Source organism: Candidatus Pelagibacter sp. Uisw_094, from assembly GCF_047729535.1.
GTDB lineage: Bacteria > Pseudomonadota > Alphaproteobacteria > Pelagibacterales > Pelagibacteraceae > Pelagibacter.
The window spans coordinates 623,587-649,669 of record NZ_CP159823.1 but is presented as its reverse complement, the minus strand read 5'-3'; the positions used below and the strand labels follow the sequence as shown (position 1 = coordinate 649,669).

General features: G+C 29.7%; 29 protein-coding genes. 8 read left to right on the top strand and 21 right to left on the bottom strand.

Annotated features, from left to right (window positions below; genetic code table 11):
• Positions 1-17 precede the first annotated feature (17 nt).
• Genes ABXT72_RS03445 through ssb form a run of 4 tightly spaced genes read right to left on the bottom strand, consistent with a single transcriptional unit; the run spans position 18 to position 4,075 of the window.
• Positions 18-572 (bottom strand): peptidylprolyl isomerase, encoded by a 555-nt coding sequence (locus ABXT72_RS03445; RefSeq protein ID WP_415279090.1) that lies wholly within the window; start codon positions 570-572, stop codon positions 18-20.
• Positions 565-1,059, bottom strand: coding sequence for a pantetheine-phosphate adenylyltransferase (gene coaD / locus ABXT72_RS03440; protein ID WP_415279088.1), 495 nt, complete (start codon positions 1,057-1,059; stop codon positions 565-567). The genes ABXT72_RS03445 and coaD overlap by 8 nt, the downstream gene beginning before the upstream one ends.
• A complete protein-coding gene (gene gyrA, locus ABXT72_RS03435) occupies positions 1,059-3,608 on the bottom strand; it encodes a DNA gyrase subunit A (RefSeq protein ID WP_415279087.1) in 2,550 nt (849 codons plus the stop codon). The genes coaD and gyrA overlap by 1 nt, the downstream gene beginning before the upstream one ends.
• Positions 3,609-3,613: 5 nt before the next feature.
• Complete coding sequence (gene ssb, locus ABXT72_RS03430; RefSeq protein WP_415279086.1) at positions 3,614-4,075, bottom strand: single-stranded DNA-binding protein; 462 nt, start codon at positions 4,073-4,075, stop codon at positions 3,614-3,616.
• Positions 4,076-4,163: 88 nt separating this feature from the next.
• On the opposite strand from ssb, the gene uvrA reads away from it, so the two are divergent.
• Positions 4,164-7,043 (top strand): excinuclease ABC subunit UvrA, encoded by a 2,880-nt coding sequence (gene uvrA, locus ABXT72_RS03425; RefSeq protein WP_415279085.1) that lies wholly within the window; start codon positions 4,164-4,166, stop codon positions 7,041-7,043.
• Between the two features lie 27 nt (positions 7,044-7,070).
• Positions 7,071-7,664 carry a urate hydroxylase PuuD gene (locus ABXT72_RS03420; protein WP_415279084.1) on the top strand — a complete coding sequence of 198 codons (594 nt, stop codon included), beginning with the start codon at positions 7,071-7,073 and terminating at the stop codon, positions 7,662-7,664.
• A 2-nt stretch (positions 7,665-7,666) separates the two neighbouring features.
• On the opposite strand, the gene secF is transcribed toward ABXT72_RS03420, so the two are convergent.
• From secF to ABXT72_RS03355, 13 genes are read right to left on the bottom strand one after another with little or no spacing between them, the layout of a single operon-like run.
• Entirely contained in the window at positions 7,667-8,554 is an 888-nt protein-coding gene (gene secF / locus ABXT72_RS03415) for a protein translocase subunit SecF (RefSeq protein WP_415276266.1), read from the bottom strand.
• Positions 8,555-10,108, bottom strand: coding sequence for a protein translocase subunit SecD (gene secD / locus ABXT72_RS03410; RefSeq protein WP_415279083.1), 1,554 nt, complete (start codon positions 10,106-10,108; stop codon positions 8,555-8,557).
• Between the two features lie 12 nt (positions 10,109-10,120).
• A complete protein-coding gene (yajC, locus tag ABXT72_RS03405) occupies positions 10,121-10,405 on the bottom strand; it encodes a preprotein translocase subunit YajC (protein ID WP_415279081.1) in 285 nt (94 codons plus the stop codon).
• 53 nt (positions 10,406-10,458) lie between these two features.
• A complete protein-coding gene (serS, locus tag ABXT72_RS03400; protein ID WP_415279079.1) occupies positions 10,459-11,718 on the bottom strand; it encodes a serine--tRNA ligase in 1,260 nt (419 codons plus the stop codon).
• The gene (tatC, locus tag ABXT72_RS03395) at positions 11,711-12,475 is read right to left on the bottom strand and encodes a twin-arginine translocase subunit TatC (RefSeq protein WP_415276262.1); all 765 of its coding nucleotides are present in this window, start codon (positions 12,473-12,475) and stop codon (positions 11,711-11,713) included. The genes serS and tatC overlap by 8 nt, the downstream gene beginning before the upstream one ends.
• A complete protein-coding gene (gene tatB / locus ABXT72_RS03390; RefSeq protein ID WP_415272397.1) occupies positions 12,462-12,683 on the bottom strand; it encodes a Sec-independent protein translocase protein TatB in 222 nt (73 codons plus the stop codon). The genes tatC and tatB overlap by 14 nt, the downstream gene beginning before the upstream one ends.
• 5 nt (positions 12,684-12,688) lie before the next feature.
• Positions 12,689-12,895, bottom strand: coding sequence for a twin-arginine translocase TatA/TatE family subunit (gene tatA, locus ABXT72_RS03385; RefSeq protein WP_271505205.1), 207 nt, complete (start codon positions 12,893-12,895; stop codon positions 12,689-12,691).
• A 42-nt stretch (positions 12,896-12,937) separates the two neighbouring features.
• Positions 12,938-13,639, bottom strand: a complete 702-nt coding sequence (scpB, locus tag ABXT72_RS03380; RefSeq protein WP_415279077.1) for an SMC-Scp complex subunit ScpB — start codon at positions 13,637-13,639, stop codon at positions 12,938-12,940.
• Entirely contained in the window at positions 13,636-14,376 is a 741-nt protein-coding gene (locus tag ABXT72_RS03375; RefSeq protein ID WP_415279075.1) for a segregation and condensation protein A, read from the bottom strand. The genes scpB and ABXT72_RS03375 overlap by 4 nt, the downstream gene beginning before the upstream one ends.
• A gap of 8 nt (positions 14,377-14,384) precedes the next feature.
• Entirely contained in the window at positions 14,385-15,335 is a 951-nt protein-coding gene (locus ABXT72_RS03370) for a glycoside hydrolase family 3 N-terminal domain-containing protein (protein WP_415279073.1), read from the bottom strand.
• Positions 15,325-15,588 carry a hypothetical protein gene (locus tag ABXT72_RS03365; protein ID WP_415279071.1) on the bottom strand — a complete coding sequence of 88 codons (264 nt, stop codon included), beginning with the start codon at positions 15,586-15,588 and terminating at the stop codon, positions 15,325-15,327. Before ABXT72_RS03365 ends, ABXT72_RS03370 begins: the two co-directional genes overlap by 11 nt.
• Positions 15,588-17,321, bottom strand: a complete 1,734-nt coding sequence (argS, locus tag ABXT72_RS03360; RefSeq protein ID WP_415279069.1) for an arginine--tRNA ligase — start codon at positions 17,319-17,321, stop codon at positions 15,588-15,590. Before argS ends, ABXT72_RS03365 begins: the two co-directional genes overlap by 1 nt.
• Positions 17,321-18,436: a deoxyguanosinetriphosphate triphosphohydrolase gene (locus ABXT72_RS03355; RefSeq protein ID WP_415279067.1), complete on the bottom strand. Its 1,116-nt coding sequence runs from the start codon at positions 18,434-18,436 to the stop codon at positions 17,321-17,323. The genes argS and ABXT72_RS03355 overlap by 1 nt, the downstream gene beginning before the upstream one ends.
• A 50-nt stretch (positions 18,437-18,486) precedes the next feature.
• On the opposite strand from ABXT72_RS03355, the gene ABXT72_RS03350 reads away from it, so the two are divergent.
• Together ABXT72_RS03350 and xth are read left to right on the top strand one after the other, a co-directional pair.
• Complete coding sequence (locus ABXT72_RS03350; RefSeq protein ID WP_168606297.1) at positions 18,487-18,804, top strand: HesB/IscA family protein; 318 nt, start codon at positions 18,487-18,489, stop codon at positions 18,802-18,804.
• Positions 18,804-19,580, top strand: a complete 777-nt coding sequence (xth, locus tag ABXT72_RS03345) for an exodeoxyribonuclease III (RefSeq protein ID WP_415279065.1) — start codon at positions 18,804-18,806, stop codon at positions 19,578-19,580. Before ABXT72_RS03350 ends, xth begins: the two co-directional genes overlap by 1 nt.
• Here the strand turns inward: xth and ABXT72_RS03340 are convergent.
• From ABXT72_RS03340 to ABXT72_RS03325, 4 genes are read right to left on the bottom strand one after another with little or no spacing between them, the layout of a single operon-like run.
• Positions 19,572-20,570: an Ldh family oxidoreductase gene (locus tag ABXT72_RS03340; RefSeq protein WP_415279064.1), complete on the bottom strand. Its 999-nt coding sequence runs from the start codon at positions 20,568-20,570 to the stop codon at positions 19,572-19,574. The two genes, xth and ABXT72_RS03340, sit on opposite strands and share 9 nt — an antisense overlap.
• The gene (locus tag ABXT72_RS03335; RefSeq protein ID WP_415272388.1) at positions 20,571-20,972 is read right to left on the bottom strand and encodes a Fur family transcriptional regulator; all 402 of its coding nucleotides are present in this window, start codon (positions 20,970-20,972) and stop codon (positions 20,571-20,573) included.
• 22 nt (positions 20,973-20,994) lie between these two features.
• Positions 20,995-21,798 (bottom strand): metal ABC transporter permease, encoded by an 804-nt coding sequence (locus ABXT72_RS03330; protein WP_271512489.1) that lies wholly within the window; start codon positions 21,796-21,798, stop codon positions 20,995-20,997.
• A 2-nt stretch (positions 21,799-21,800) separates the two neighbouring features.
• A complete protein-coding gene (locus ABXT72_RS03325; RefSeq protein ID WP_415279062.1) occupies positions 21,801-22,556 on the bottom strand; it encodes an ATP-binding cassette domain-containing protein in 756 nt (251 codons plus the stop codon).
• Between the two features lie 89 nt (positions 22,557-22,645).
• Between ABXT72_RS03325 and ABXT72_RS03320 the strand changes: the two genes are divergently transcribed.
• The 4 genes from ABXT72_RS03320 (at position 22,646) to ABXT72_RS03305 (ending at position 26,077) form a co-directional block, all read left to right on the top strand.
• The gene (locus ABXT72_RS03320) at positions 22,646-23,908 is read left to right on the top strand and encodes a metal ABC transporter solute-binding protein, Zn/Mn family (RefSeq protein ID WP_415279061.1); all 1,263 of its coding nucleotides are present in this window, start codon (positions 22,646-22,648) and stop codon (positions 23,906-23,908) included.
• 82 nt (positions 23,909-23,990) lie between these two features.
• On the top strand, positions 23,991-24,212 hold the full coding sequence (locus tag ABXT72_RS03315; RefSeq protein WP_415279059.1) for a DUF6552 family protein: 222 nt from the start codon (positions 23,991-23,993) through the stop codon (positions 24,210-24,212).
• 13 nt (positions 24,213-24,225) lie between these two features.
• Positions 24,226-24,873 (top strand): aquaporin, encoded by a 648-nt coding sequence (locus ABXT72_RS03310; RefSeq protein ID WP_415279058.1) that lies wholly within the window; start codon positions 24,226-24,228, stop codon positions 24,871-24,873.
• Positions 24,874-25,117: 244 nt separating this feature from the next.
• Entirely contained in the window at positions 25,118-26,077 is a 960-nt protein-coding gene (locus ABXT72_RS03305) for a hypothetical protein (RefSeq protein WP_415279056.1), read from the top strand.
• The last annotated feature ends 6 nt before the right edge of the window (positions 26,078-26,083 follow it).

Below are 26,083 nucleotides of genomic sequence, written 5' to 3'. Positions count from 1 at the left end.
TGAAATGTGTATTAATATTATTTAAAGCTAATAATTTTATCTGGGTTAGAAACGGAACCGTTATTATTTTGGTCTCCTCTTTTAATTTTATCGACTAGGTCCATACCTTCAATAACTTTACCAAAAACAGTATATTGTCTATCTAGGAATGATGCCTCTTTGAAACAAATAAAAAATTGACTATTAGCACTATTTGGATCTTGTGATCTAGCCATAGACAGGGTTCCTCTTTCATGAGGTAAGTCGCTAAATTCTTCTTTAAGATCTGGTAAATCAGAACCACCCATTCCTGCTCTTTTTAAATCAAATTGGTCATTAGAGGAGTTACCAAATTGTACATCTCCTGTTTGAGCCATAAAACCATCAATTACTCTGTGAAATACGACACCATCGTATTTACCATCTTTTGCTAATTGTTTAATTCTTTTAACATGGTCGGGGGCAACATCTTCAAAAAGTTCTATTTTAATATCTCCATCTTTAAGTTTTAAAATCATTATATTCTCCTCTGCGATTATATTGTTGGTTAGTATAAAAAATAAAATTAAAAATTTTGTTATAAATTTATTCATATTTCTCTTTTAAAGACTTTATTGTACTTTTTGTAGTAAATTTTTTTATATCACCTTTTAGTCTCACTATTTCTTTAACAAATCTTGATGAAATAATTTGATTTTCAACATCAGACATTAAAAAGATTGTTTCTATATTGTTGCTTAATTTTCTATTCATTCCAGCTAATTGAAATTCATATTCAAAGTCAGATACAGCTCTTAGACCCCTTAAAATAATATTAGATTTGTATTTTTTACATAAATCGGTTGTTAACGATGTAAATGAAATAACTTCAATCTTTTTTTTATCAAACTTTAAATCAACAAATAGAGCTTTTTTAATTAACTGTATTCTTTCAAGTGAATTAAAAAGATAATTTTTATTAGTACCATCAGAAGCAGCAACAATAACTTTATCAAATAACTTTAAAGCTTTTTTTATAACGTCAATATGACCAAAGGTTATTGGGTCAAATGTTCCAGGATATACGGCAACTTTTTTCATTACTCCAAGTTATCATCAATTTTTATTGCTGAAACAACTTTTTCATCACCAGATAATTTGATAATTCTTACACCCTGAGTATTTCTTCCAGCTGTTCTGATTTCTTTAACAGCAACTCTAATCACTCTTCCTTTATTCGTTGAAATCATTACATCATCTCCTTCAATAACTGGAAATGAGGAACATATACTGCCGTTTCTTGGTGAGTTAATAATTCCAATTATACCCTTACCACCTCTATTGGTAACTCTATATTCATTGTTCAAAGTTTTTTTGCCGTATCCATTTTCTGTAATAGATAAAACAAATCTTTCTTCAGATTTTGAATCTTTTTTTGTTTTTTCTTTATTTGCTATTGAAAGAGAAACGATCTCATCGTTAGGTGATAACTCAATACCCTTGATACCTTTAGACGATCTACCTTTAAATATTCGTAGTTTTTTTGATTCAAATCTAATGCATTTACCATTTTTTGTACTTAACATTACATCCTGATCATCCTTACAAATTTCAACGCCTACAATTTTGTCATTAGGGTCTAACTTTATTGCAATTTTTCCAGCTGAATTAATTGAAGAAAAGTCTTCTAAACTATTTTTTCTAACTTTGCCTTTTGCAGTTGCAAAAACAATTTGAAGATTTTTCATATCGCTTTCATCATCTGGAAATGGCATTATTGAACTGATAGATTGATGATTTTTTAAGGGCAAGATGTTGAATAGAGATTTACCTTTTGATATAGTTGATCCTTCAGGTATTTTCCAAGCTTTAATTTTGTAGACAAGTCCTTCTGTTGAAAAGAAAAGAACAGAAGTACGAGTGTTAACTGATAAGGTTTGAACCACAGAATCTTCATCTCTCGTTGTGATTCCAGATTTTCCTTTACCACCTCTTTTTTGTTGTTTGACACTACTTAAAGCTCCTCTTTTAATGTAGCCCTGAAGAGTAACTGTAATAATCACTTCTTCTTTTTGAATAGTCTCTTCAATATCATAGTTTAAAACAGCATCTATAATTTTAGTTCTTCTTGGAACTGCAAATTTTTCTTTGATAGTTTTAAGCTCTTCACTTATTACGTTTAAGAGTTCTTTTTTAGAATTAATTATTTTTTTATAACCTTTAATCAGTTCAGCTAATTTTTTAATTTCTACTTCTATTTCATTAATACCAAGAGCTGTAAGTTTTTGAAGTCTAAGTTCTAAAATAGCAATTACTTGAGGATCGGTTAGTGAATATAAATTTTTTCCCTTCTTATCTTCAACAAGTGAAATTAGCTTTAAAGATTTATTTATTTTCCACTTAGTGCTTAATAATGATTTTTTAGCATCATCAGGAGTTTTTGAAGACCGTATAATTTTTATAATCTTATCTAAGTTCTCAACAGATACTGATAATCCAATAAGGATGTGAGCTCTGTCTTCAGCTTTTTTTAAATCAAACTTAGTTTTTTTGATTACTACATCTTCACGGAATGTTAGGAAATTTGATAAAAATTCTTTTAAATTACAAATTTTAGGTTTGCCGTCAACAATAGCTAAAGTGTTAAAGCCAAAAGAGCTTTCTATAGATGTATTTTTATAAAGTAATCTTTTAATAGTTTCTGGTTCAACACCATTTCTTAAATCAATAGCAACTCTAATCCCTTCTCTGTTAGATTCGTCTCTAATATCTTTTATTCCCTCTATTTTTTTCTCTCTAACAAGTTGGGCAATTCTCTCATTTAAAACTGATTTATTTACCTGATATGGTACAGAAGTTATAACGAGTCTCTCTCTACCGTTTTTTTGTGCTTCAACACTAATTTCACCTCTAATTTTAAATGACCCACGACCTACATTATATCCAGCTTTAATAATTTCTTTTCCAATGATGACACCACCTGTAGGGAAATCTGGTCCAGGTATATGTTTCATTAACTCTTTAATTTTTACATCTTTATTTTCAATTAAAGCTAATGTTCCATTTATAATTTCACCTAAATTATGCGGGGGAATACTTGTTGCCATTCCAACCGCAATACCACCTGCACCATTTACTAGTAAATTAGGATATTGAGCAGGTAAAACTGTTGGTTCTTTTTCAGTTTCATCATAATTACTTTTATAATCGACAGTATTTTTTTCTATGTCATCAATTAAGTATTGAGAAACTTTGGCTAATCTTGTTTCAGTATACCTCATAGCCGCAGCTGGATCTCCATCAATAGATCCAAAGTTACCTTGGCCTTGAACAAGAGGTAAACTCATAGAAAAATCTTGAACCATTCTGACAAGAGCGTCATAAACAGATTGATCTCCATGCGGGTGATATTTACCAATAACATCCCCAACTATTCTTGCAGATTTTCTAAATTGTTTTGACCAATCGTAGCCACCTTTATACATTGCAAATAATATTCTTCTATGAACAGGTTTAAGTCCATCTCTGACATCAGGAAGAGCCCTACTCACAATTACACTCATTGCATATGACAAATAAGATGAGCTCATCTCATCATGCATTGAGATAAGTTTAATATTTTTGTCTTTAGGTATTTCTGTGTCTTTCATAGAAACTAAAATGGAATTTCGTCATCCATATCATTAGGGGCTTGGGGGCTATCATCAGGATTGCTAGCAACAGCTTGCGAATTGTCATTTTGAATACCACCACCGCCAGTGCTTCCACCACCCAACATAGTAAGTGAAGAATTGTATCCTTGAATTACAATTTCAGTTGAATACTTGTCTTGACCAGATTGTTCATCTTTCCATTTTCTAGTCGTTATCTGTCCCTCAACATAAATTTGAGCACCTTTTTTCAAATATTGCTGAACAACATTAACTAACCCTTCATTAAATACAACTATTCGATGCCATTCTGTTTTTTCTTTTTTTTCGCCAGTTGCTTTATCTTTCCAAGATTGGCTAGTAGCTAAACTTAAGGTAGCAAGACTTTTGCCATTCGACATTTGTTTGATTTCTGGGTCTGCGCCTAAACGCCCAATTAATAATACTTTATTTAAACTTCCAGCCATAATATTTATAATTCATTATTTATTTAATTAGTTTTATATCACAATACAAACTCATTATTAATTTTATTAATTTAAAGCAACTAAAATTATGATTAAAAAGATAGTTATTAAGGGTGCAAAAGAGCATAACTTAAAGAATGTTTCAGTAGAAATACCTAAAGATCAGTTTGTTGTAATTACTGGTCTTTCTGGTTCAGGAAAATCCTCATTAGCATTTGACACTGTCTATGCCGAAGGACAAAGAAGATACGTTGAAAGTTTATCAGCTTATGCTCGTCAATTTTTGGATAAAATGAAAAAACCAAATGTTGATCTTATCGAGGGATTAAGTCCAGCTATAGCCATAGAGCAAAAAAATACATCTAAAAATCCAAGATCAACTGTTGCAACAGTCACTGAAATTTATGACTATATGAGAGTGTTGTATGCGAGGGCTGGTGTTCCCTACTCACCATTCACAGGAAAGCCAATTACATCACAAACAATAACCCAAATCGTTGATTTGATTAAAAAATTACCAAAAAAATCTACAATTTATATTTTTGCTCCTGTGGTTAGAGGTCGTAAGGGTGAGTATAGAAAAGATATTTTAAGTTATAAAAGAAGAGGTTTTAGAAAAATTAAAATTGATGAAGTCATATATGAAATAGATAATGCACCTAATTTAGATAAAAAACTCAAGCATGACATATCTGTTTTAGTTGATAGAATTGTCTTGAATTCTAACCTTGGTAATAGACTTGCTGAAAGTATTGAGACAGCTGTAAATTTATCAAATGGATTGGTATTTGTTGAGTACGAAGATGAAACATTACCACAAAAATTTAGAAAAATTGAAAAATTAATTTATTCTACAAAATTTGCTTGTCCAGAAAGTGGTTTTACAATTGAAGAGATTGAGCCAAGACTTTTTTCTTTTAATAGTCCTTACGGAGCGTGCGCAGAATGTGAGGGTATAGGTATTAAATTGAATGTAGATCCAAATTTAGTAGTTCCTGATGAGAAAAAAAGTATAGCTGATGGTGCTATAGAACCATGGGCCAAATCAACAACATTATATTACGCTCAAACCTTAGCCTCTATTGCTAAACATTATGGAATTTCTTTAGATGAGAGATGGAAAAAACTTCCAAAAAAATTTAGAGATGTAATATTGTTTGGATCGGATGAAGAAGAAATTAAGTTTGTTTATGATGATGGTTATGAAAAATATTCTCATAAAAAAACTTTTGAAGGTGTAATAAATAATCTTGAAAGAAGATTTCTTGAATCTGACAGTGAATGGAAAAGAGAAGCGATAGCTGAATACCAATCTGATTCTGCTTGTGAAGGATGTAACGGTAATAGATTAAAAGAAGAAGCTTTATGTGTTAAAATTGATAATCAGAATATAAGCGAAGTAACTAAAAAATCTATTTTAGATGCAGCTAAATGGTTCAAAGGTTTAGAGCAAAACCTTGATAAACGACAATTTAAGATAGCAGAACATATTTTAAAAGAAATTAATGAAAGACTAACGTTCCTTTTAAATGTTGGGCTTGAATATCTAACATTATCAAGAGAGTCAGGAACCCTTTCTGGGGGCGAGGCTCAAAGAATAAGACTCGCATCACAAATTGGTTCTGGATTAACTGGTGTATTATATGTTCTTGATGAACCTTCTATTGGATTGCATCAAAAGGATAATGTTAAATTAATAAATGCATTAAAAAGACTGAGAGATTTGGGTAACACTGTAATTGTTGTTGAGCATGATACGGAAACTATGGAAAATGCAGATCATATAATAGATATGGGTCCAGAAGCTGGAACTAATGGTGGTGAAATAATTGCACAAGGTACTTATGATGAAATACTAAAAAATAAAAATAGTATTACTGGTCAATATTTATCTCATAAAAAATATATAGAAATTCCAAGAACTAGAAGGCTTGCAAAAAATGGAAGGTTTGTTGAAATTAATGGTGCTAGTGGAAATAATTTGAATAACGTTAATCTTAAAATTCCAACAGGAAGTTTTACTTGTGTAACAGGTGTTTCTGGTAGTGGTAAATCTACACTGATATTACAAACGTTATATCATGCACTAAATTTAACCTTGAATAACAAAGCTAGAAAAGTTCCTAAAGAGTTTAAGAGTTATAAAGGTGTTGAGCTTATAGATAAAATAATTGATATAGATCAGTCTCCTATTGGAAGAACACCCAGATCAAACCCAGCAACTTATACGGGAGCTTTTGGCCCCATTAGAGATTGGTTTACAGCACTACCAGAGTCAAAAACAAGAGGATATAAGCCAGGCAGATTTTCTTTTAATGTTAAAGGTGGAAGATGTGAAGCTTGTGAAGGTGATGGTGTAATTACATACGAGATGCACTTCTTACCTGATGTTTATATCCAGTGTGATGAATGCAAGGGAACCAGGTACAATAGAGAAACTCTAGAGATAAAATTTAAAGATAAAAGTATTGCCGATGTATTGGATATGTCTGTAGACGAGGGATGTGAGTATTTCGAAAATATTTCAAATATTAAAACAAAACTATTAACACTAAAAAAAGTAGGTCTTGGATATATAAAGATTGGACAGCAAGCAACAACACTATCCGGTGGTGAAGCTCAACGTATTAAATTAGCTAAGGAATTATCAAAAAGATCTACAGGAAGAACCATGTACATATTAGATGAACCCACAACGGGTCTTCATCAACATGATATTAAAAAACTACTAGAAATACTTCATACATTTGTTGCATTAGGAAATACAGTTGTTGTTATTGAACATAATTTGGATGTAATCAAAACAGCTGATTATATTGTTGATATGGGTCCTGAAGGTGGTGTCAAAGGTGGAAATATTATCGCAGAGGGCAAACCTGAGGATATTATCAAAATAAAAGGTAGCTATACTGGGGAATTCTTAAAGCCTATGCTGGAAGAAAAATTTAAAAAGAAGTTAAAGATTTAAACAATTAGTGTATAAGTGATTCTAATTATGGGCAATTTACTATCATCTTTACCAAAAACAATTCATGCATCATTAGCTTTAGCTATAATATTTTTTCTAGGGTTATTTTATGGTAATGGTGGTTTTGATTTTGATACAATTTTTTGGAGTTGGTTAACAAGATTGATTCACGTAACAGTTGCTATAATGTGGATTGGTTTGCTTTGGTATTTTAACTTTGTACAAATTCCAAATATGCCAAAAATCCCTGACGAACAAAAACCTGCTATAGGTAAAGTTATTGCTCCAGCTGCATTGTTTTATTTTAGATACGCTGCATTACTGACAGTTCTGTCAGGATTAATTTTAGCTTATCTGAATGGTTATTTACACGATGCTATGACTTTAGGTGGTGGTGGAAAAAATACAGCTATCGGTATCGGTATGTGGCTTGGCCTGTATATGGCATTCAATGTTTGGTTTATAATTTGGCCAAATCAAAAAAGAGCACTAGGTATGGTTGAGTGCGAACCTGATGTTAAAGCAAAATCAGCAAGAACAGCAATGTTGTTTTCAAGAACAAACACTCTTTTATCGTTACCAATGTTACTTTCAATGGTAGCAGCTCAAAATCTTTATTAAATCTACTCGGTATCTTCTTTTAGGATTGTTTTTTGTGAAACTCTAAGTTTTACAAGTATAGGATTAGCTATATAAATTGAAGAATAGGTTCCAAATATAACACCCATTATCATAGCTAAAGAAAAACCTTTTAATATTTCCCCACCAAATAAATAAATTGAAACTAAAGCAAGCAATGTTGTGGCTGATGTAATTATAGTTCTGGAAAGAGTTTCATTGATTGAGATATTTGTAAGTTCATAAATCTTGATATCAGAAAACTTTCTTAAATTTTCCCTAACTCTGTCATAAATAACAACAGTATCGTTCATTGAATAACCAACTATAGTTAAAACGGCGGCAACTATTGATAGATTTATTTCTAGACTGAATAGCGAGAAAAGACCTAGTGTTATAATAACATCATGGAATAAGGCTAAAATAGCACCTAAACTAAATTGCCATTCGAATCTTATCCATATGTAAAATAACATTGCAGCAAGAGATAGTGCTATTGCAATAATACCAGACTTTAATAATTCAGAGCTAACTTTTGGGCCTACATTTTCAACTCTTCTGAAATTAAAAGAGCCCCCCAAAGAAGATGTTAAATCTTTTTTAATAACTTCAATAGCGTTTGCACTGGTATCTTTTTTCTCTATCTTAATTAAAAAATCATTTTCATTACCAAATTTTTTAACATTAAAATCTCCTAAATTCATTTTATTAAAAGATTGTCTTAAAGAAGTGACATTAATATTTTTATCATTAGACCTTAGTTCTATTAAGGTCCCACCTTTAAAATCTACACCAAAATTAAGTCCTTTAAAAAATAACAATAGAACAGATGCAACGACCAGACTTAAAGAGATAAGATTAAATAGTTTATAAAATTTATTAAAATTAATCATTTATATTAGGTCAGTTTTTTCTTTATTTCTTACCACGTAAAGACCAGTAAGCATTCTTGCAATAAAATAAACTGAAAACAGTGTAGTAAAAATTCCTACAGCTAAGGTCACAGAGAAGCCTTTAACAGGTCCGGAGCCCATAAAGAATAAGATTACAGCTGCAATTAATGTGGTTATATTTGCATCTATAATTGCAGTTTTTGATTTCACATAACCTGTATCAAAAGCTATTATATTATTTTTTTCTTTCTTGCATTCCTCTTTAATTCTTTCAAAAATTAATACATTAGCGTCAACTGCCATACCTACTGTTAAAATGATACCTGCTATTCCAGGAAGAGTTAATGTTGCTTCAAATAAAGTTAAAATACCAACTAAAAAGAATAAGTTAATTAGTAGTGTTATGTTAGCAATTAGACCAAATATTTTGTATTTAAAAAACATAAAAATTATAACTAATAAAAAACCAATCATAAGAGCAATAACTCCGGCATTAATTGAGTCTTGACCAAGGTCAGGTCCTACTGTTCTTTCTTCAATTATATTAAGTGGAGCTGGTAATGCTCCCGATCTTAATAGTAGAGCCAAGTCTGTTGCAGATTGGAACGTAAAATTTCCACTGATCTGGCCATTTCCACTTGCTATAGTATCTCTAATTACTGGAGCACTAACAATTTTACCATCAAGAACAATTGCTAATTGCTTGCCAATACTGGTACTAGTTGCTTTACCAAATCTTTTAGCCCCCACTCTATCAAGAGTAAATGATACTACCGTTTCATTTGTTTGATTATTCATTTGTGGTTGAGCATCCAATAAATTCTCACCATTTAAGATTATTCTTTTACTAACCATTGCTTCGCTAGTTCCATCTTCAAACTGAAGCATTTCAGTTCCAAAAGTGTCATTATTATTTTGAGTGACAAATCTAAATGTTAAATTTGCAGTTTTTCCTAAAAGTGACTTTATACGCATAGGATCATCTAAACCCGGAAGTTCAACTAAAATTCTATTATTACCTCTTTTTAATATATTGGGCTCATTAGTACCAACCTCATCAACTCTTCTTCTAACTATTTCTAAAGCTTGATCTTGTGAAGAAGTTTTGATTTCAATAAGTCCATACTTTGAAAGAGCTAAAGTAAATTCATTATTTTGTATTTCTAAATCAAACTGATGAGATTTATATTGGCTATAATAAGGATTAACATCACTTTCTTTATCAAGAAAAAAAGTTTCAACTAATTGAGCATTATCATTAGAAACATTAAATATTATTTTTTTATTTTCAATTCTCAGATCATTAAAAGTTATTTTCTTATCTTTTAAAAAATTTCTAATAACAGTTGTTGTATTTTGTAATTTTTGAATTTCAACTGGACCGTTATCAATCTCAAGTAAAAGATATGAACCACCCTGTAAATCTAAACCTAGATTTATCTTTTTTGAAATAAAGCTATCTTCAGAGTTCTGAAAATTTGATGCAGCAATAAAAATAAAAAAAATAGATACTAATGAAACTAAGGTAATTCTTAATTTAGAAAAGTATAACACTTTAGTTAAATGTTATTTTTTTACTTCAGGGGAGTTAAGTAATCCTTGGATACCTGTAGATTTGATAATTTCAACTTTAACGTTGTCAGCAATTTGCACTTCAACTTTTTCATTATCAATAATTCTTTCAACTGTCCCAATAATACCAGCAGACGTTACAACCTTGTCTCCTCTTGATAAGTTTTCTACCATGGCTTTATGCTCTTTAACTTTCTTTTGTTGAGGTCTTATTAAAAAAAAGTAAAAAATAACAAAAATTAAAATTAACGGTATAAATTGTCCTATTCCTAAATCCATTTTTCTCCTTGATTAAAGTGAATACTTACAACATCTATTAAATTAAAACAACTTTAAATCTTATTGATTTTCTCAATATTATTCATGTAAGGCCTTAAGACTTCAGGTACAATAATAGAGCCATCTTCTTGTTGATAATTTTCCAATATAGCAACTAATGTTCTGCCAATTGCTAAACCACTGCCATTTAGTGTTCCAACAAAAACTGTTTCTTTTTTTTCGTTTTTATATCTAGCTTTCATTCTTCTTGCTTGAAACGATCCACATGAAGAGCAACTTGAGATTTCTCTATATTTATCCTCAGATGGAAGCCACACCTCAATATCAAAAGTTTTTTCAGCACTAAACCCCATATCACCAGTACATAAAACTATTTTTCTATATGGAAGTTTTAGTAAATCTAAAATTTTAGTTGCACAATCAGTCATTCTATCGAGTTCTGGTAAGCACTTATCTGCCTCAACAATACTCACCATTTCAACTTTGTAAAATTGGTGTTGTCTAATCATACCTTTTGTATCTTTACCATAGCTACCTGCTTCTTTTCTAAAACATGGAGTTGAAGCAACCATTCGCATAGGAAGTTTTTTTTTATCAATAATTTGATCTTTTACAATATTAGTTAAAATAACTTCGGCAGTTGGAATCAAAAACTTTCTGTCACTAGAATCATCTAATTTAAGTTCAAACTGATCATTATCAAATTTAGGTAATTGTCCTGTACCATACATAGTAGCATCTGTTGCAATTAGTGGCGGTGATATTTCTTCATAACCATTAGTATTAACATGTGTATCAAGCATAAAATTTGATAAAGCTCTTTCTAACAAAGCCAATTTATCTTTTACAAAAACAAACCTAGAGCCAGTAGTTTTTGTGGCTAAATCAAAATCAAGCATGTTTAAGTTTTCACCTAATTCATAATGAGATTTAGGCTTAAATGTAAAATTATGTATTGTTCCTGATTTAGAAATTTCTATATTTGAATTTTCATCTTTACCTGTAGGAACGTCAGAATGAGGTATATTTGGTATTGATGATAAAATAGTTTCTAATTCATTTTTAACATTAGTTTGTAATTTATTAATATTATCTATTTCAGATGAAATTTTTTTAGATTTTTCAAAAAGTGACTGATCTTTAGACTTTGAAATATTTTTTTTTTCTTTTTCAAGCAGTTCTCTTTGTTGGATATATTCTCTATTGCTCTCATCCAGTGATAAAATCTTATCGACATCTATATCTAGGAATCTTTTATTTAAAGCTTTTTTAAAAGCCTCAATATCATTTCTAATTTCTTTTATATTATGCATTTTTTTTATTTTTCTTATCAATAATGTTTACAGAAAATATAGATAATTCATATAAAATCAATAATGGTATTGCTAGTCCAATTTGAGTTATAGGATCAGGTGGTGTTAATAATGCAGCTGCTGCAAAAATCATTACAACAACATATTTTCTTTTTTCTCTAAGAAACTTAGCATTAACTATACCAACTCTAGCTAACAAACTAAGAACAACTGGTAGCTGAAAACTTATACCAAATGCAAAAATTAATTTCATTACAAGTGAAAGATATTCACTAACTTTTGCTTCCAATTGGATGGGTAATCCTGTTGAGGCCCCTGTGCTTTCGAAAGATAGAAAAAACTTTATGGCTAGTGGCATTATTAAATAATAAACAAGCATTCCTCCTAGAAAAAATAATATAGGTGTTAAAACTAGATAAGGAACGATTGCAATTTTTTCATGCTTATAGAGCCCTGGTGCAATAAATTTCCATATTTGTACCAATATATAGGGACAAGTAACAAAGAATGCTGCAAAAAAGGAAACCTTTAAGTATGTTAAAAATGTTTCCTGTAAAGCTGTAAAAATTAATCTTCTATCAGTTCCACTTTCATTTACTGCTTTAGCAAAAGGCTCAACTAAAAAACCATAGAGATGTTCTGAAAAAAAATAACATCCAATAAAAAAGATAAACAAAAAAATAAAAGAATGAATTAATCTTTTTCTGAGTTCAGTTAAATGACTTACAAAGCCACCTTCATTTTCAGATTTTGTCATTATCTTTTTTTTCTTCTATAGGTTTTTCTATTTCATTAGAATTAATATCAAGGTCAGCTACCTCATTTTGTATATTGCTAATATATCTTTTTGTGGTTCCAATCCATGAGCCAACTTTTTTTAACATATGTGGAAAATCTTTTGGTCCAATAACAATGATTGCAACAGCTACTACTATTAAAATCTCAAACCAGCCAATAGTGGGCATTTAATTTATTCTTTGTCTTTGCTGTCTTGATTATTTTCTGAAACATTTTTAGGCTCAGGTTCAGACTCATCAGTAATATCTGTAGCCATACCTTTTTTAAAACTTTTTATACCTTTGGCTACATCGCCCATTAAACTAGAAATTTTACCTCTACCAAATAAAAGGACAACTAAGATTACTACAATTGCTATTTGCCAAATTCCAATGCTCATAATATTTTATACCTCTTTTAAATTTAATTTTAAAGTAACATTTTACTTTTCTTCTTCTGGACTAAGTGTTCCACCCAGCATCTCATCGATATTTTCATAAATATCTTCTTTTTTCTCTACTTGTTTCTCTTTGTAAAATTTACCAGTACCAAATATTGCATTATCTATATTTGTACTATCAATCAGACCTGCAGATCCTAATTCATCAACCGTAGGTAAATCTGATAACTTCTGAAGACTAAAATGACTTAAGAAATCATCAGTAGTTCCATACTGAATTGGTTTACCAGGTACATCTTTACGGCCCTGTGGTTTTACCCAATTAAGTTCCATTAAAATTTCAAGTGTATTCGTTCCAAAAGCAACACCTCTAATTTCTTCTATTTCAGCTCTAGTAACAGGTTGGTGATAAACAATTATAGCTAATGTTTCAACTGCAGCTCGAGATAGTTTTTTTTCTACAGTTTTTTCTTGAGACATAAGGTTTGATAAATTTTCAGAGGTTCTAAAAGACCATCTCTTAGAAATACAAACTAAATTAATCCCTCTTGAGGAGTATTCTTTTTGAAGTTTCTCTAATGATTTTAAAACATCAATTTTTTTTGAAATTTTAGACTCAATGGTATCAATATCTAATGGTTCAGCAGCGGCAAAAATTATTGCCTCAACTTCTCTTTCACCATCATTCATTTTTGAAGGAAAGGTAACTATATTGTTATTTGTTTCTTTTTTTATTTTTGTCATTTTAGTTCTTTAATATAAATATCATCAAATAAGTTTTCTTGCTTTATAGTTAGATTGCCCTCTTTAACCAGCTCTAAGGAACCAGCAAAAATCCCTGCTTTACCTGTTGTTTTATATTTTGAGCCATTCTTAAATGAAGATGGTATTAATTCATCAATATTTCTCCAATCAATTAACTTACCAAAGAATTCTTTTATTCTTTTGATGCCATCTTCAGTGGTAAAAACTGGAAGTTTAGGAATATTCATCCTTTGAAAATCTTTGGTCATAATAATTGAGGAATAAGATTTTAAAAGTTCGTAAAGATTTAGTTTATATTCAGTACTATATATAGATCGTATATTTCCTTTAATTCCTCTAGTTCTTATTTCTCTACCAAGTCTTTTTCTTTTTAACATTTGGTCAGAAAGTAATCTAATCAACTCTAATTTTTTTAATTGTAATTTTAATTTTTCAGCAACTTCTAAAACTTTAAATTCTTCTTCTGGATTTCCTGGTAACAAAAGTTTTGATTTAAGATAAGTTAACCAGGTAGCCATCAATAAATATTCTGATGCAGACTCTAGATTAAGATTTTTTTCGTTAATAATATAATTATGAAATTGATCAGCCAGTAATGTTATTGAAATATCTTCAAGGTTAACCTTTTGAGCTTTTGCCAAATCCAATAAAACATCAAGCGGGCCGTTATAATTATCAAGATCTACATTAAAATTTTTAGAATCGGTGTCAGACATAATAAATATTAACTTATAATCTTATAAAATTGTGATGTTTTTTTAATAATAAACTTACTTATAAATGGTGAATACAGAGCCACATCATTCATTTCTTTTAAATTTCCATTACAATGAAGTACTAGATCGCAACCAGCACTAAAGGATTTTTTTGTATTAATTGCTATAGAGCCTTTTAAACTCTTCATTGATATATCATCAGACATCAAAATATTCTTAAATTTAATTTGGTTTCTTATTAATTTTATAACTTTCTTCGAATGTGTTGCGGTATTAACTTTATCGATATTTTTGTAAATAAGATGTGCTGTCATCGCAAACAAACTATTTTTATTTTTGAATGCCATAAAATCATTATTATTTAGATGCCTCAATTCCTTGTTGATTGTAGGAGTTTTTTTATGACTATCAACTTTAGCTAAACCGTGACCAGGAATATGCTTTATTACAGCAGCAATCTTATTATTATGAAATTCTTTAATACAAATATCGCCAATTAAAGACACAATCTTTGCATTATTTGAAAATGCTCTGTCACCAATTATTGAGCTAGACCCTTTTGATCTTACGTCAAGAACGGGTAAAGTATTAATATTTATGCCTACAGTTTTTAATAATAAGGCAGTTTTATTTATAAACTTTTTATATTCAGTATAAAATTCTTTTTTATCTTTAAGATAAAGATTGCCAAAAAATTCTCCAGTAAACTTATCAGCTTTAAAAAATTTTTTTAATCTATTAACTTTACCACCCTCTTGATCAATTAAAATAGGGTATTTTTTATCATTGAATATTTTTCTAATTTGATCTGTTAACTTTTTTACTTGTGTAATATTTTCAATATTTCGTGAAAAAAGTATTATCCCCCAAGGCTTGTGTTTAATTAGAAATTTTTTTTCACTAATCAATAATTTAGTTGATTTTAAACCAACTATAAAACTTTTACGATCATCCATCATTATTTATTAATTTCCAAAAATTGTAATTCTTTTTGTTTTTATCTATGCTTTTTTCAACATATTCTACAATATTAACAGTATCACTATTAAGTAAAATAAGATTACGAGAATAATTTTCAGTTTTATCTTCAATATCTTTTAAAGATCTATATGAATTTTTTTTATTTTCATTTGAAAAGTAGTATTTGAAAGATAGAAAAAAAAATAAAACTATAACAATTAAAAATAAAAGATATTTAAGTTCTTTTAACATTACATTTTTTGTGGAGTATCCACTCCAACAATATCCATTCCAGATTTAATAACATTAGATATAACTTTTAAAAAAACTAACTTATCATTTGATATTTTCTTTTGTTCGTTAATAAATCTTTTTGATGAATCATCTTTACCCATATTCCAATAAGAATGGAATTCTGATGATAGTTCATAAAGATAAACTGGTATTCTGTGGGGTTCAAGTCTTAAACTTGCAGCTTCAATACATTTGGGCCATTCAGCTATTTTTTTTAATATCTTTATTTCATCTCCAGTGTATTCAAACTCGTAATCATTTATATTCAAATCATTTTCTATATTAAGATCTACGTGTCTAAAAACAGATGATATTCTAGCATAACAGTACTGAACATAGTAAAGAGGGTTATCTTTTGATTTTTCTTTAACTTTTGTAAAGTCAAAATCCAACTCTACATCGCTACTTCTATTAAGCATAATAAATCTAGTAGCATCCCTACCAACTTCAGCAATCAAGTCTTCAACAGTTATATAGTCACCTTTTCTTTTTGACATTTTGAAAGGTTTTCCATCTTTAATTAGTTTAACAAGTTGGCTTACCTTACAAATTAATTTTTTTTTATCTCCAGATAATGCTTCAACGACAGAAGTTATCCTTTTTATATAACCAGCGTGATCTGCTCCTAATATATTAATAAGTGTATCGTAATTTCTATTTAATTTATTATCGTGATAAGCCACATCACTAGCAAAGTAAGTCCATGATTTATCAGATTTTTGAAGTGCTCTATCTTTATCATCTCCAAAATCTGTTGATTTAAATAAAAGTTGCTCTCTTTCGACCCAATTTTGATCATCCTCACCTTTAGGGGCCTTAATTTTTCCACTATAAACAAGTTTTTTATCCTTTAATTTGTCAATTGCTTTTTGAACTTCATTATTTAGGACAATATCAGTTTCACTGATAAATTTATCGTGCACTATTCCAAGGTTTGATAAATTGTTTTTAATTAATTTTAAGGATTCTGAGACTGACAATAAAGTTAATTCTTTTGAAACATCTTCAAATTTATCAAATTTTAAAACTTTGTTAGATTCTATAATATTTTTAGCAATATCAACCAAGTAATCACCGGGATATAAATCTGAATTTTCAATGGGAAATTTTTCATTAAAAAGTATTTCTCTAATCCTAAAAAAAACAGACTTTGTAAAATTTATGATCTGATTACCATAGTCGTTTACATAATATTCTTTCGAAACATCATGCTTGTTAAAAATTAATATATTTGAAATTACATCTCCTAATATTGCGCCTCTACAATGACCTACGTGTAGAGGACCTGTTGGGTTAGCTGAAACAAATTCTACAAGATATTTCTGTTTTTTTTCATTTATATTGACACCAAAATCTTTGTAATTTTGGTTAACATTTTTAATAAAATTGTTCCAATATATCGTTTTAAATTTAATATTAATAAATCCAGGTTTTGCTACAGAAACAGTTTCAATTTTATCATCTTCATTTTTAATTAAATCAATTAGGGTATTTGCAATATCGATTGGAGATTTTTTATTCGCTTTAGAGAGTACCATTGCTACATTGGTTGATATATCGCAGTCAAAATTTGATGGTGGTATATCTACATTGATTCCTTTTAAAGATTCAGGTATTTCTAAAGAACCATCTTTATTTAGTTTTTTAATCAAAATTATTATTTTATCTAAGTAGAGATCAAAAATGTTCATTAAATACTTTTGTTTAAATTGATTGCATATCTATCTGTCATACCTGAAATAAAATCAGCAATTGCTCTATTGGGGTCATTTTTTAATTGGTCAGCATTTAAGAATTTTTTGGGCTTATTCTTAATTTTATAAAAAAGTTTATTAACAATTTTTTTTCCATGATTATTTTTTAATAATACTTTTTTATTGTTGTACATTTTACTTCTTAGAAAAAACCTAACTTCTTTTTCAATTTTTAGAAATTTACTAGAAAAACATACTATAGGATTATCTAATTTATAAACATCATTTAAAGATTTGATCTTATTAGTTTTTAAATTATTTTTAGTATTTTTAATCAAATCTCTAACCATTAAATCAATTGAATCTCGTATTATTTGATATATCAAAATATCTTTATTATTATTTTTAATATTTTTTTTATGAGATTTATAAATATCTTTAAAAAAATTAATTTCAATCAAGTCGTTTAAATTAAACATTTTGGCTCTGATTCCATCTTGTATGTCATGATTATTATAGGCAATGTCATCAGAGATTGCTGATATTTGAGCTTCCAATGATCCAGAGTTAGTAAAATTTATTTTATTCTTAAAACTTTTCAATCCAATCAGCCTATTAACTGTAGAAAGATCATTAATTGGGCCATTATGCTTTAATAATCCATCTAAAGTTTCTAATGTTAAGTTTAGGCCTTTAAATTTAAGGTATTTATGCTCAAGAAACATAATTATTCTTAAAGTTTGAAGGTTGTGATCGAAGCCTCCAAAGTTAACCATGCATTCATTAAGGGCATTTTCTCCAGCGTGTCCAAACGGTGTGTGTCCCAAGTCATGAGCCAAACTTAAAGTTTCAGCCAGATCATCGTTTAAACCTAAATGTTTAGCTATTGATCTTGCAATTTGCGCAACTTCAATTGAATGGGTAATTCTAGTTCTAAAATGATCCCCTTCTGTATTAACAAAAACTTGTGTTTTATGCTTTAGCCTTCTGAATGAAGCACTGTGAATAATCCTATCTCTATCTCTTTGAAATGGTGTTCTATAAAGTGAATTGGCTTCTTTAAAAATACGACCTTTACTTTTAGATAGAGCTAAATTTGAGTAATTATTCATACTTTAAATTTAATAAATTGATATTATATTAGTAATATCAGTGTTGTTATATGATTAAAGAAATTAAATTTACAGATAAGGCTATAAAACAGATTAATAACTTGTTGTCTCAAAAAGATCCAGGGTCATTTTTTAGAATCGCTATTAAAGGTGGTGGTTGCTCAGGTTTTCAATATGAGTTTACTTTTGACAAAAAATTAGAAGCAGACGACTTAAAACATGAAAATATTCTCATTGATAAAACTTCAGCAGACTTATTAAAAGGTTCAGAAGTAGACTTTGTATCAGAACTAATTGGTGATCAATTTAAAATCTCTAACCCACAAAGCAAATCTTCTTGCGGTTGTGGTGTTTCGTTCTCCATTTAATGATTATCACATCTTGGAATGTTAATTCTGTTAGAGCAAGAATTGAAAATATTAAAGAATACCTTCAAAGATTTTCTCCTGATGTTGTCATGATGCAAGAGATTAAAACTCAAGATGAAACTTTTCCCTATGATGATTTTTCAGCATTAGATTATGAAAGTCATGTATTTGGACAAAAAAGTTATAATGGTGTTGCAATCATATCTAAGCACAAACTAGAAAATGTTAGAATAGATTTGATTAAAGATAAATTGAAACAATCTAGAATTATTTCAGCAGAATTAAAATATAAGAAAAAAGACATTCAACTAATTAACATTTACACACCAAACGGTAATCCTGTAGATACTGATAAATATACTTATAAAAAAGAATGGTTAGATACTTTGATTAAACAGCTAAAAACTCTTTCAAAGAAAAATGAAAACATTATTTTAGCAGGTGATTTTAACATTCTTCCTTCAGCAGAAGATGCTTATAATATTAAAGGGTTTGAAGATGACGCTTTATATAGACTTGAGATAAGAAAAAAATTTAGAGAAATGATTAATCTAGGTTTTCATGATGCCTACCGTCATATTCATGGTGAAATTGAAGGTTATACTTATTGGGATTATATGAGAGGTGCTTGGCAGAAAAATAATGGATTAAGAATTGATCACTTCTTAGTATCAAATTCTTTATTAAATATAGTAAAAAATGTTAATATTAATAAAGACCCTAGAGGAAAAGAAAAACCCTCAGATCACACACCTATTGAAATTGAATTAACTTAAAGATTTAATTTTGTTAACAAGTTCTTCATTAATATTTCTTGGTCCTTTATCTAGCCTATTTTTATGTCTTCTTTCACCAGGAAGTCTAACACCCTCCATAGCTGACATTTTACTAAAAAACTCATCAGCATGTTTATCCCAACCTTTACCAGAAATTTTCTCAGGTGAAATTGCTATAATAAATTCACCACCACTTGGAGGACCGCCATCGTTATTATCTTTAGCAGCAGTTTCAAAACTAAAATTTTCACCTATTAATGCACCAGCTAATAATTCAACCATCATTGCTATACTAGATCCTTTATAGCCTCCAAAAGGAAGTATAACTCCACCATCAGCAATTTCTCCTGGATCAGTTGTTTCTTTACCGTCTTTAGTTAAGCCTGTTCCAAGAGGAACTTTGTGCCCTTCTCTTTTCGCAATCTGAACTTCACCCATTGCCATTGAAGCAGTTGCCATATCGTAGACAACTGGAGTTTTACCAGGTCTAGGCCAAGCAAAAGAAATTGGATTTGTGCCATATAAAGGTTTCGTAGCACCCGCTGGTGCAACGGCTGGCTTGTAAGATGTACAAGCGATACCAACAAGACCTGCTTCTGCAATAGCTTCAGTTTCGGGCCAAAGAGCTGCCATGTGATGTGAATTTTTTATAGCAAGAACAGCGACACCATTCTTTTTAGCTAAATCAATAACTGCAGGTAATCCTAAACTTAAAACCATTGGTGCAACAGCATTATTACCTAATACTTTAATAATACTTGGAGCAACATTTTCTAATTCAGGTCTTGCTTTACCATTAATTTTTTTACTTTTTAAGCCAGCCACGTAAGCAGGCAATCTAAACAAGCCATGAGAAACAGAGCCATCTCTTTCAGCTCTCATAATAGTATCCGCTAAAATACTAGCATTTTCTTCATCACAACCATTAGCTAATAATGTTTTTTTAGCTAATTCTAAAATTTCATTTAATGTTAAGGATACTGTACTCATTTATTTTGCTTTACATTTTTTGCATAAACCAAAAAACTCTAAATTATATTTATTATATTGCATTCCGGTATCGTCTTCAAAATTAGTTAAATATTTTGAAAGTTTTGGATTATTAATTTCAGAAACATTTTCACACTTATTACATATTGAAAAAGCCGTTGCTTGTGAAATTTCACAACTTGAACTTTTACATGCTATAAAAGCATTTCTACTTTCTACTTTATGTATTTTTCCAATCTCTACTAATTTATCTAGTGCTCTATAAACTTGTAATGGTGCTTTAATTCCTTTTTTTTGAACATTAAATAAAATGGAATAAGCCTTAAGTGGTTCTTTAGCTTTTTCTATAAAATCAAAAATAATTTGCTGATTTTTAGATAAAAATTCTTCTTTATGATTCATATATACTTCTAACAATTACACACTAGTTTTTCAATCGAGTGAATTTATTTATTTTTGTTAATGACAAGATAAACAAAACTAATGCAGCTGTGATTATGGATGGTCCTGAGGGTGAGTTTAACTCTAATGAAGCAAATAAACCCACTATTACTGACAGCAATCCACCTATTACAGAATAAACAACCATTTGAACTGGATTATTAGAAAGATTACGTGCCATAGCAGCAGGAATAATTAACATTCCTGTAATTAACAATAGTCCAACCATTTTAATAGAAATTGCAATTATAGCAGCCATTAGAATGGTAAAAATTGCATTTACTCTCGCTGGGTTCATTCCCTCCGCTTCAGCTAATTCATAATTAACTGTTGAGGCAAAAAGTGGTTTCCAAATAATCTTTAAAACTAATAATATTAATACTCCACCAATCCAAATAATAAATATATCATTTGGTGCTACAGCAAGAATATCACCAAACAGTAGTCCCATTATATCAAAACGAATAAATGATAAAAAACTAATCACCACTAAACCTACAGCTAAAGATGAGTGAGCTAGTAATCCTAATAAGGCATCCCCAGGTAAGTTGGTAGTTTTTTGTAGTTTTAACAAAACTAGTGCAACAGCTGAAGAAACAAAAAAAACTGATAAAGCAATATTAATATCAAAAGATAAAGCTAGAGTTACGCCAAGTAATGCTGAATGAGATAAAGTATCACCAAAAAAAGATAGTCTTCTCCAAATAACAAAACATCCAAGAGGACCAGCAACTAAAGCAATACCTATGCCAGCAATTAGAGCTCTTATAAAAAAATCATCTAGCATTATCAATGTTTCTTTTCTTTAATACTACCATCAGTAGAATGAGTGTGATCATGCTTATGCTCGTATACAGATAATAGTGTTGAAGCTTGGTCTCCAAATAATTCTTTATAGTTTTTATTATTTGCAACATTCATTGGTGTACCTGAGCAACAAACATGCCCATTTAAACAAACAACATAATCAGTTTTAGACATAACCACATTTAGATCGTGAGAAATTAATAATATTCCACAATTAAGTTCATCAGAAATTTTTTTAATTAATTCATAAAGGGCAATTTCTCCTGTAAAATCTACACCTTGAACAGGTTCATCTAATACAAGTAAATCAGGTTTTTTTGCTATTGCTCTAGCCATTAAAACTCTTTGGAATTCTCCACCAGAGAGACTTCTTAAATCATTATGTTTAAGGTGCTCTACTTCTGTTAATTTTAAAGCACTTACAACTTCATCAAATTGAAGCGTTTGAGTTAAACTCATAAAATCAATTACTCTAATTGGCAACGTCCAATCGATTGATATTTTTTGAGGCACATAACCAATCTTATTTGTATTTTTTGTAACCTTTCCTTCAATATTTTTATGAATTCCTAATGCAATTTTTGCTGTAGTGGTTTTTCCAGATCCGTTAGGGCCTATTAAAGTTAAAATTTTACCTCTTTCAATTTCTAAAGATACATCATGGACTAACCATTTATTATCTTGAAAAATTCCAACATTTTCTAATTTAATTAATATTTCTTTTTTATTTAAATTCATTTTATTTTAAAAAACGGCTTGACTAATTAAATATGTTATATTATTACGCTTTGTTATATTATAACATTAACTTAAAGCAAATTAAAACTATGAAAAAAATACATTTAATATCAACGTTAATTGGACTATTAGCATTTTCAACATTAGCAAAAGCAGACTTAAAAGTTGTAACATCTATTAAACCTATCCACTCATTGGCTAGTTATATAATGGATGGTGTAGGTTCACCAGGATTAATAGTTGATGGTTATAATTCACCTCATAGTTTTCAGTTAAAACCCTCTCACGCTAAAATGTTAGAACAGGCAGATATCATATTTTGGATTGGAGAAGACTTAGAAAATTTTTTAGAAAAACCACTAGCTACAATTGCTAAGAAAGCTGAAAAGATTGAATTACTAGAAATTAAAGACATTAAGAAATTGAAATTCAGAGAAAGAAATATTTTTGAAGAACATGAGGGTCACGATGATCACGGGCATGATGCTAAAAAAGAAGAGCATGACGATCACGGGCATGATGCTAAAAAGGAAGAGCATGACGATCACGGGCATGATGCTAAAAAAGAAGAACATGACGATCACGGGCATGATGCTAAAAAGGAAGAGCATGACGATCACGGGCATGATGCTAAAAAAGAAGAACATGACGATCACGGGCATGATGCTAAAAAGGAAGAGCATGACGATCACGGGCATGATGCTAAAAAAGAAGAACATGACGATCACGGGCATGATGCTAAAAAGGAAGAGCATGACGATCACGGGCATGATGCTAAAAAAGAAGAACATGACGATCACGGGCATGATGCTAAAAAAGAAGAACATGACGATCATGAAGGACATGGTCACGGTGAATATGATCCACACATTTGGTTAGATCCAATTAATGCAAAAGTGATATTAAATGAGATAACTGAACATTTAATTGAAAATGATTCAAAAAATGCAACTACTTATAAATCTAATTTAGCTAAAGCTATATCTGAAATTGATAAGCTAATAATTGATGTAATTACTGAAACTAATACAGACCTTAGTTACGTAGTATTTCATGATGCATATCAATATTATGAAAATAGATTTAATGTAAACATACTTGGTGCAATGACTGTTAATCCTGATGTTATGCCTGGTGCAGAACAAATTCATGAAATTCATGAAGTCATTGAACATGATAACGTGAGTTGCATATTGTCAGAGCCTCAATTTAACCCTGATATAATCAAATCTATTGCCAAAGATACAAGTGTAAAAACTGGTGTCTTGGATCCACTAGGTGCTAATCTAAAGCCAGGAAAAGATTTATATTTTGATTTAGTCAGAAATATGTCAGCTTCATTTAATTGCTAATATTATTTAGTAATTAAATAAAGATTTCAGTCTCTTCTATATTGTAATAAAATCCCCATAAAACTTACATATAGAGGAGACTATGTTTATTAAAAAATACCTTAAATGGATCAGTACTGCTTTAGTATTAACTGGAATATTATTAACTAATTTAAATATCTACCCTATTAACATCTACTTCCATGGTCTTGGAGTTATTGGTTGGACGATATCTGGTTTTATATCAAAAGATAAGGCAATATTAACTAATTTTGGTTTGCAAATACCATTATTCTTAATTGGCATTTATAAAATTATAATTTAATTATTATTAGATTATGAAAAATAGAATTTTCATTGGTGAATTTATAGGTAGTTGTTTTTTAGTAATGATTATTGTTGGCTCTGGAATAATGGCTGAAAATCTTACAAATGATAATGCTTTAAGACTTACCGCAAATACACTTGCAACTGGAGCTGGGTTATTTGTCTTAATAACGGCTTTTACAGAAATTTCAGGTGCTCACTTTAATCCTTTTGTAAGTTTAGCAATGTATTTGACCAAAAAAATTAAAGGAAAACTTTTAATCACATACATTCCAGCTCAAATATTGGGATGCTTATTAGGTGTAATGTTGGCTAATGTATTTTTTGAACATAATATAATTGAATTATCTACAAAAAATAGAGATGGCTTTCATATATTTCTAGCAGAAATTGTAGCTACTTTTGGTCTGATATTTATTATTTTTGCAACTTTAAAAGATGGCAAAACAACAATTGCAGCATGTGTTGCAACTTATATTACTGCTGGTTATTGGTTTACTTCTTCAACGTCTTTTGCAAACCCAGCTGTAGCAATAGCAAGGACTTTTACAGAATCATTTACTGGTATTAATTATCTTAATACACCAACCTATATAATTGCAGAATTAATTGGTGCATTGATTGCCGTATTCTTAATAAAAAAATTACTTTTAAAGTAGACATAATTTTTCAATAATGTAATCAGAGTGAATCAACCCTCCTTAAAAATATTTAGTTGAATTCTCTGTATAGACTTCAACTTTAAATAATATAATTATCGATGAATCAACTCATCACAAAAAATATTAATAAATTTACCTATAGATAAAATTTCTCTTCTCTATTAAATCGACCTCAAGAATAAGAATCGTTCGAAATGGAAAACAATAAAGATAAATAAAAAATAGGAAAAATAAGATGGAAATGACAACAATATATACGATCGTCGGCTTTGCTTTAGCGGGATATAGCGTTATAGCAAATGATTCAATTCAAACGCTTGGAACATTTATAGCGTCAAAACAAAAATGGTTTAAATGGTATACGCTAGCAAGCGCTGCTTCATTTGTGATGATACTTGCAATCACATGGGGCTGGTACAGTAATGCTGGTGATATATCTTATGGAAGATTAACTAGAATTCCTTTCCAAGAAATACAGTGGTATCATGCTGTGGCTCCTGGAATACTTTTAGTATTAACAAGAATAGGTATACCTGTTTCAACTACCTTTTTGGTACTGTCAGCATTTGCATCAACTGTAGTTCTTGAAAAAATGCTTATGAAGAGTGTTGTAGGATACGGCTTAGCAGCTGTTGCAGCATACATTTGTTGGATAGTAGTATCTAAATTTATCAATGAGAAATTTGATGAAGTTGAAGATAAATGGATAGGTTTTTGGAGAAACTCTGTATGGGTAACTTCTGCTTGGTTATGGTGGGTTTGGTTATCTCACGACGTAGCAAACATTGCAGTTTATCTTCCAAGACAAATAGATGTAAATTTATTATTAATTGTTCTTGCATACTTTACAGCTCTTCTTTTTTATATCTTCTACATAAACGGAGGAACAATTCAAAAAGTTGTTTTAGATAAAACTGGAACTAGATACGCAAGATCAGCAACAATAATTAATGTGATTTATGCTGCTGTTCTTTACTACTTTAAAGAACTTAATGATTTACCAATGTCAACAACATGGGTATTTGTTGGTTTGTTGTGTGGTAGAGAGCTTGCAATATCTACAATGAATAAAGACTATAAGTTTAAATATGTCTTTCCTTTAATAGGTAAAGACTTTCTTAAAATGTCTATAGGATTAACGGTGTCAGTAGCAATTGTACTTGCAATTCACTACATCATTATTCCAAATAATTGGTTTTAAGTATTA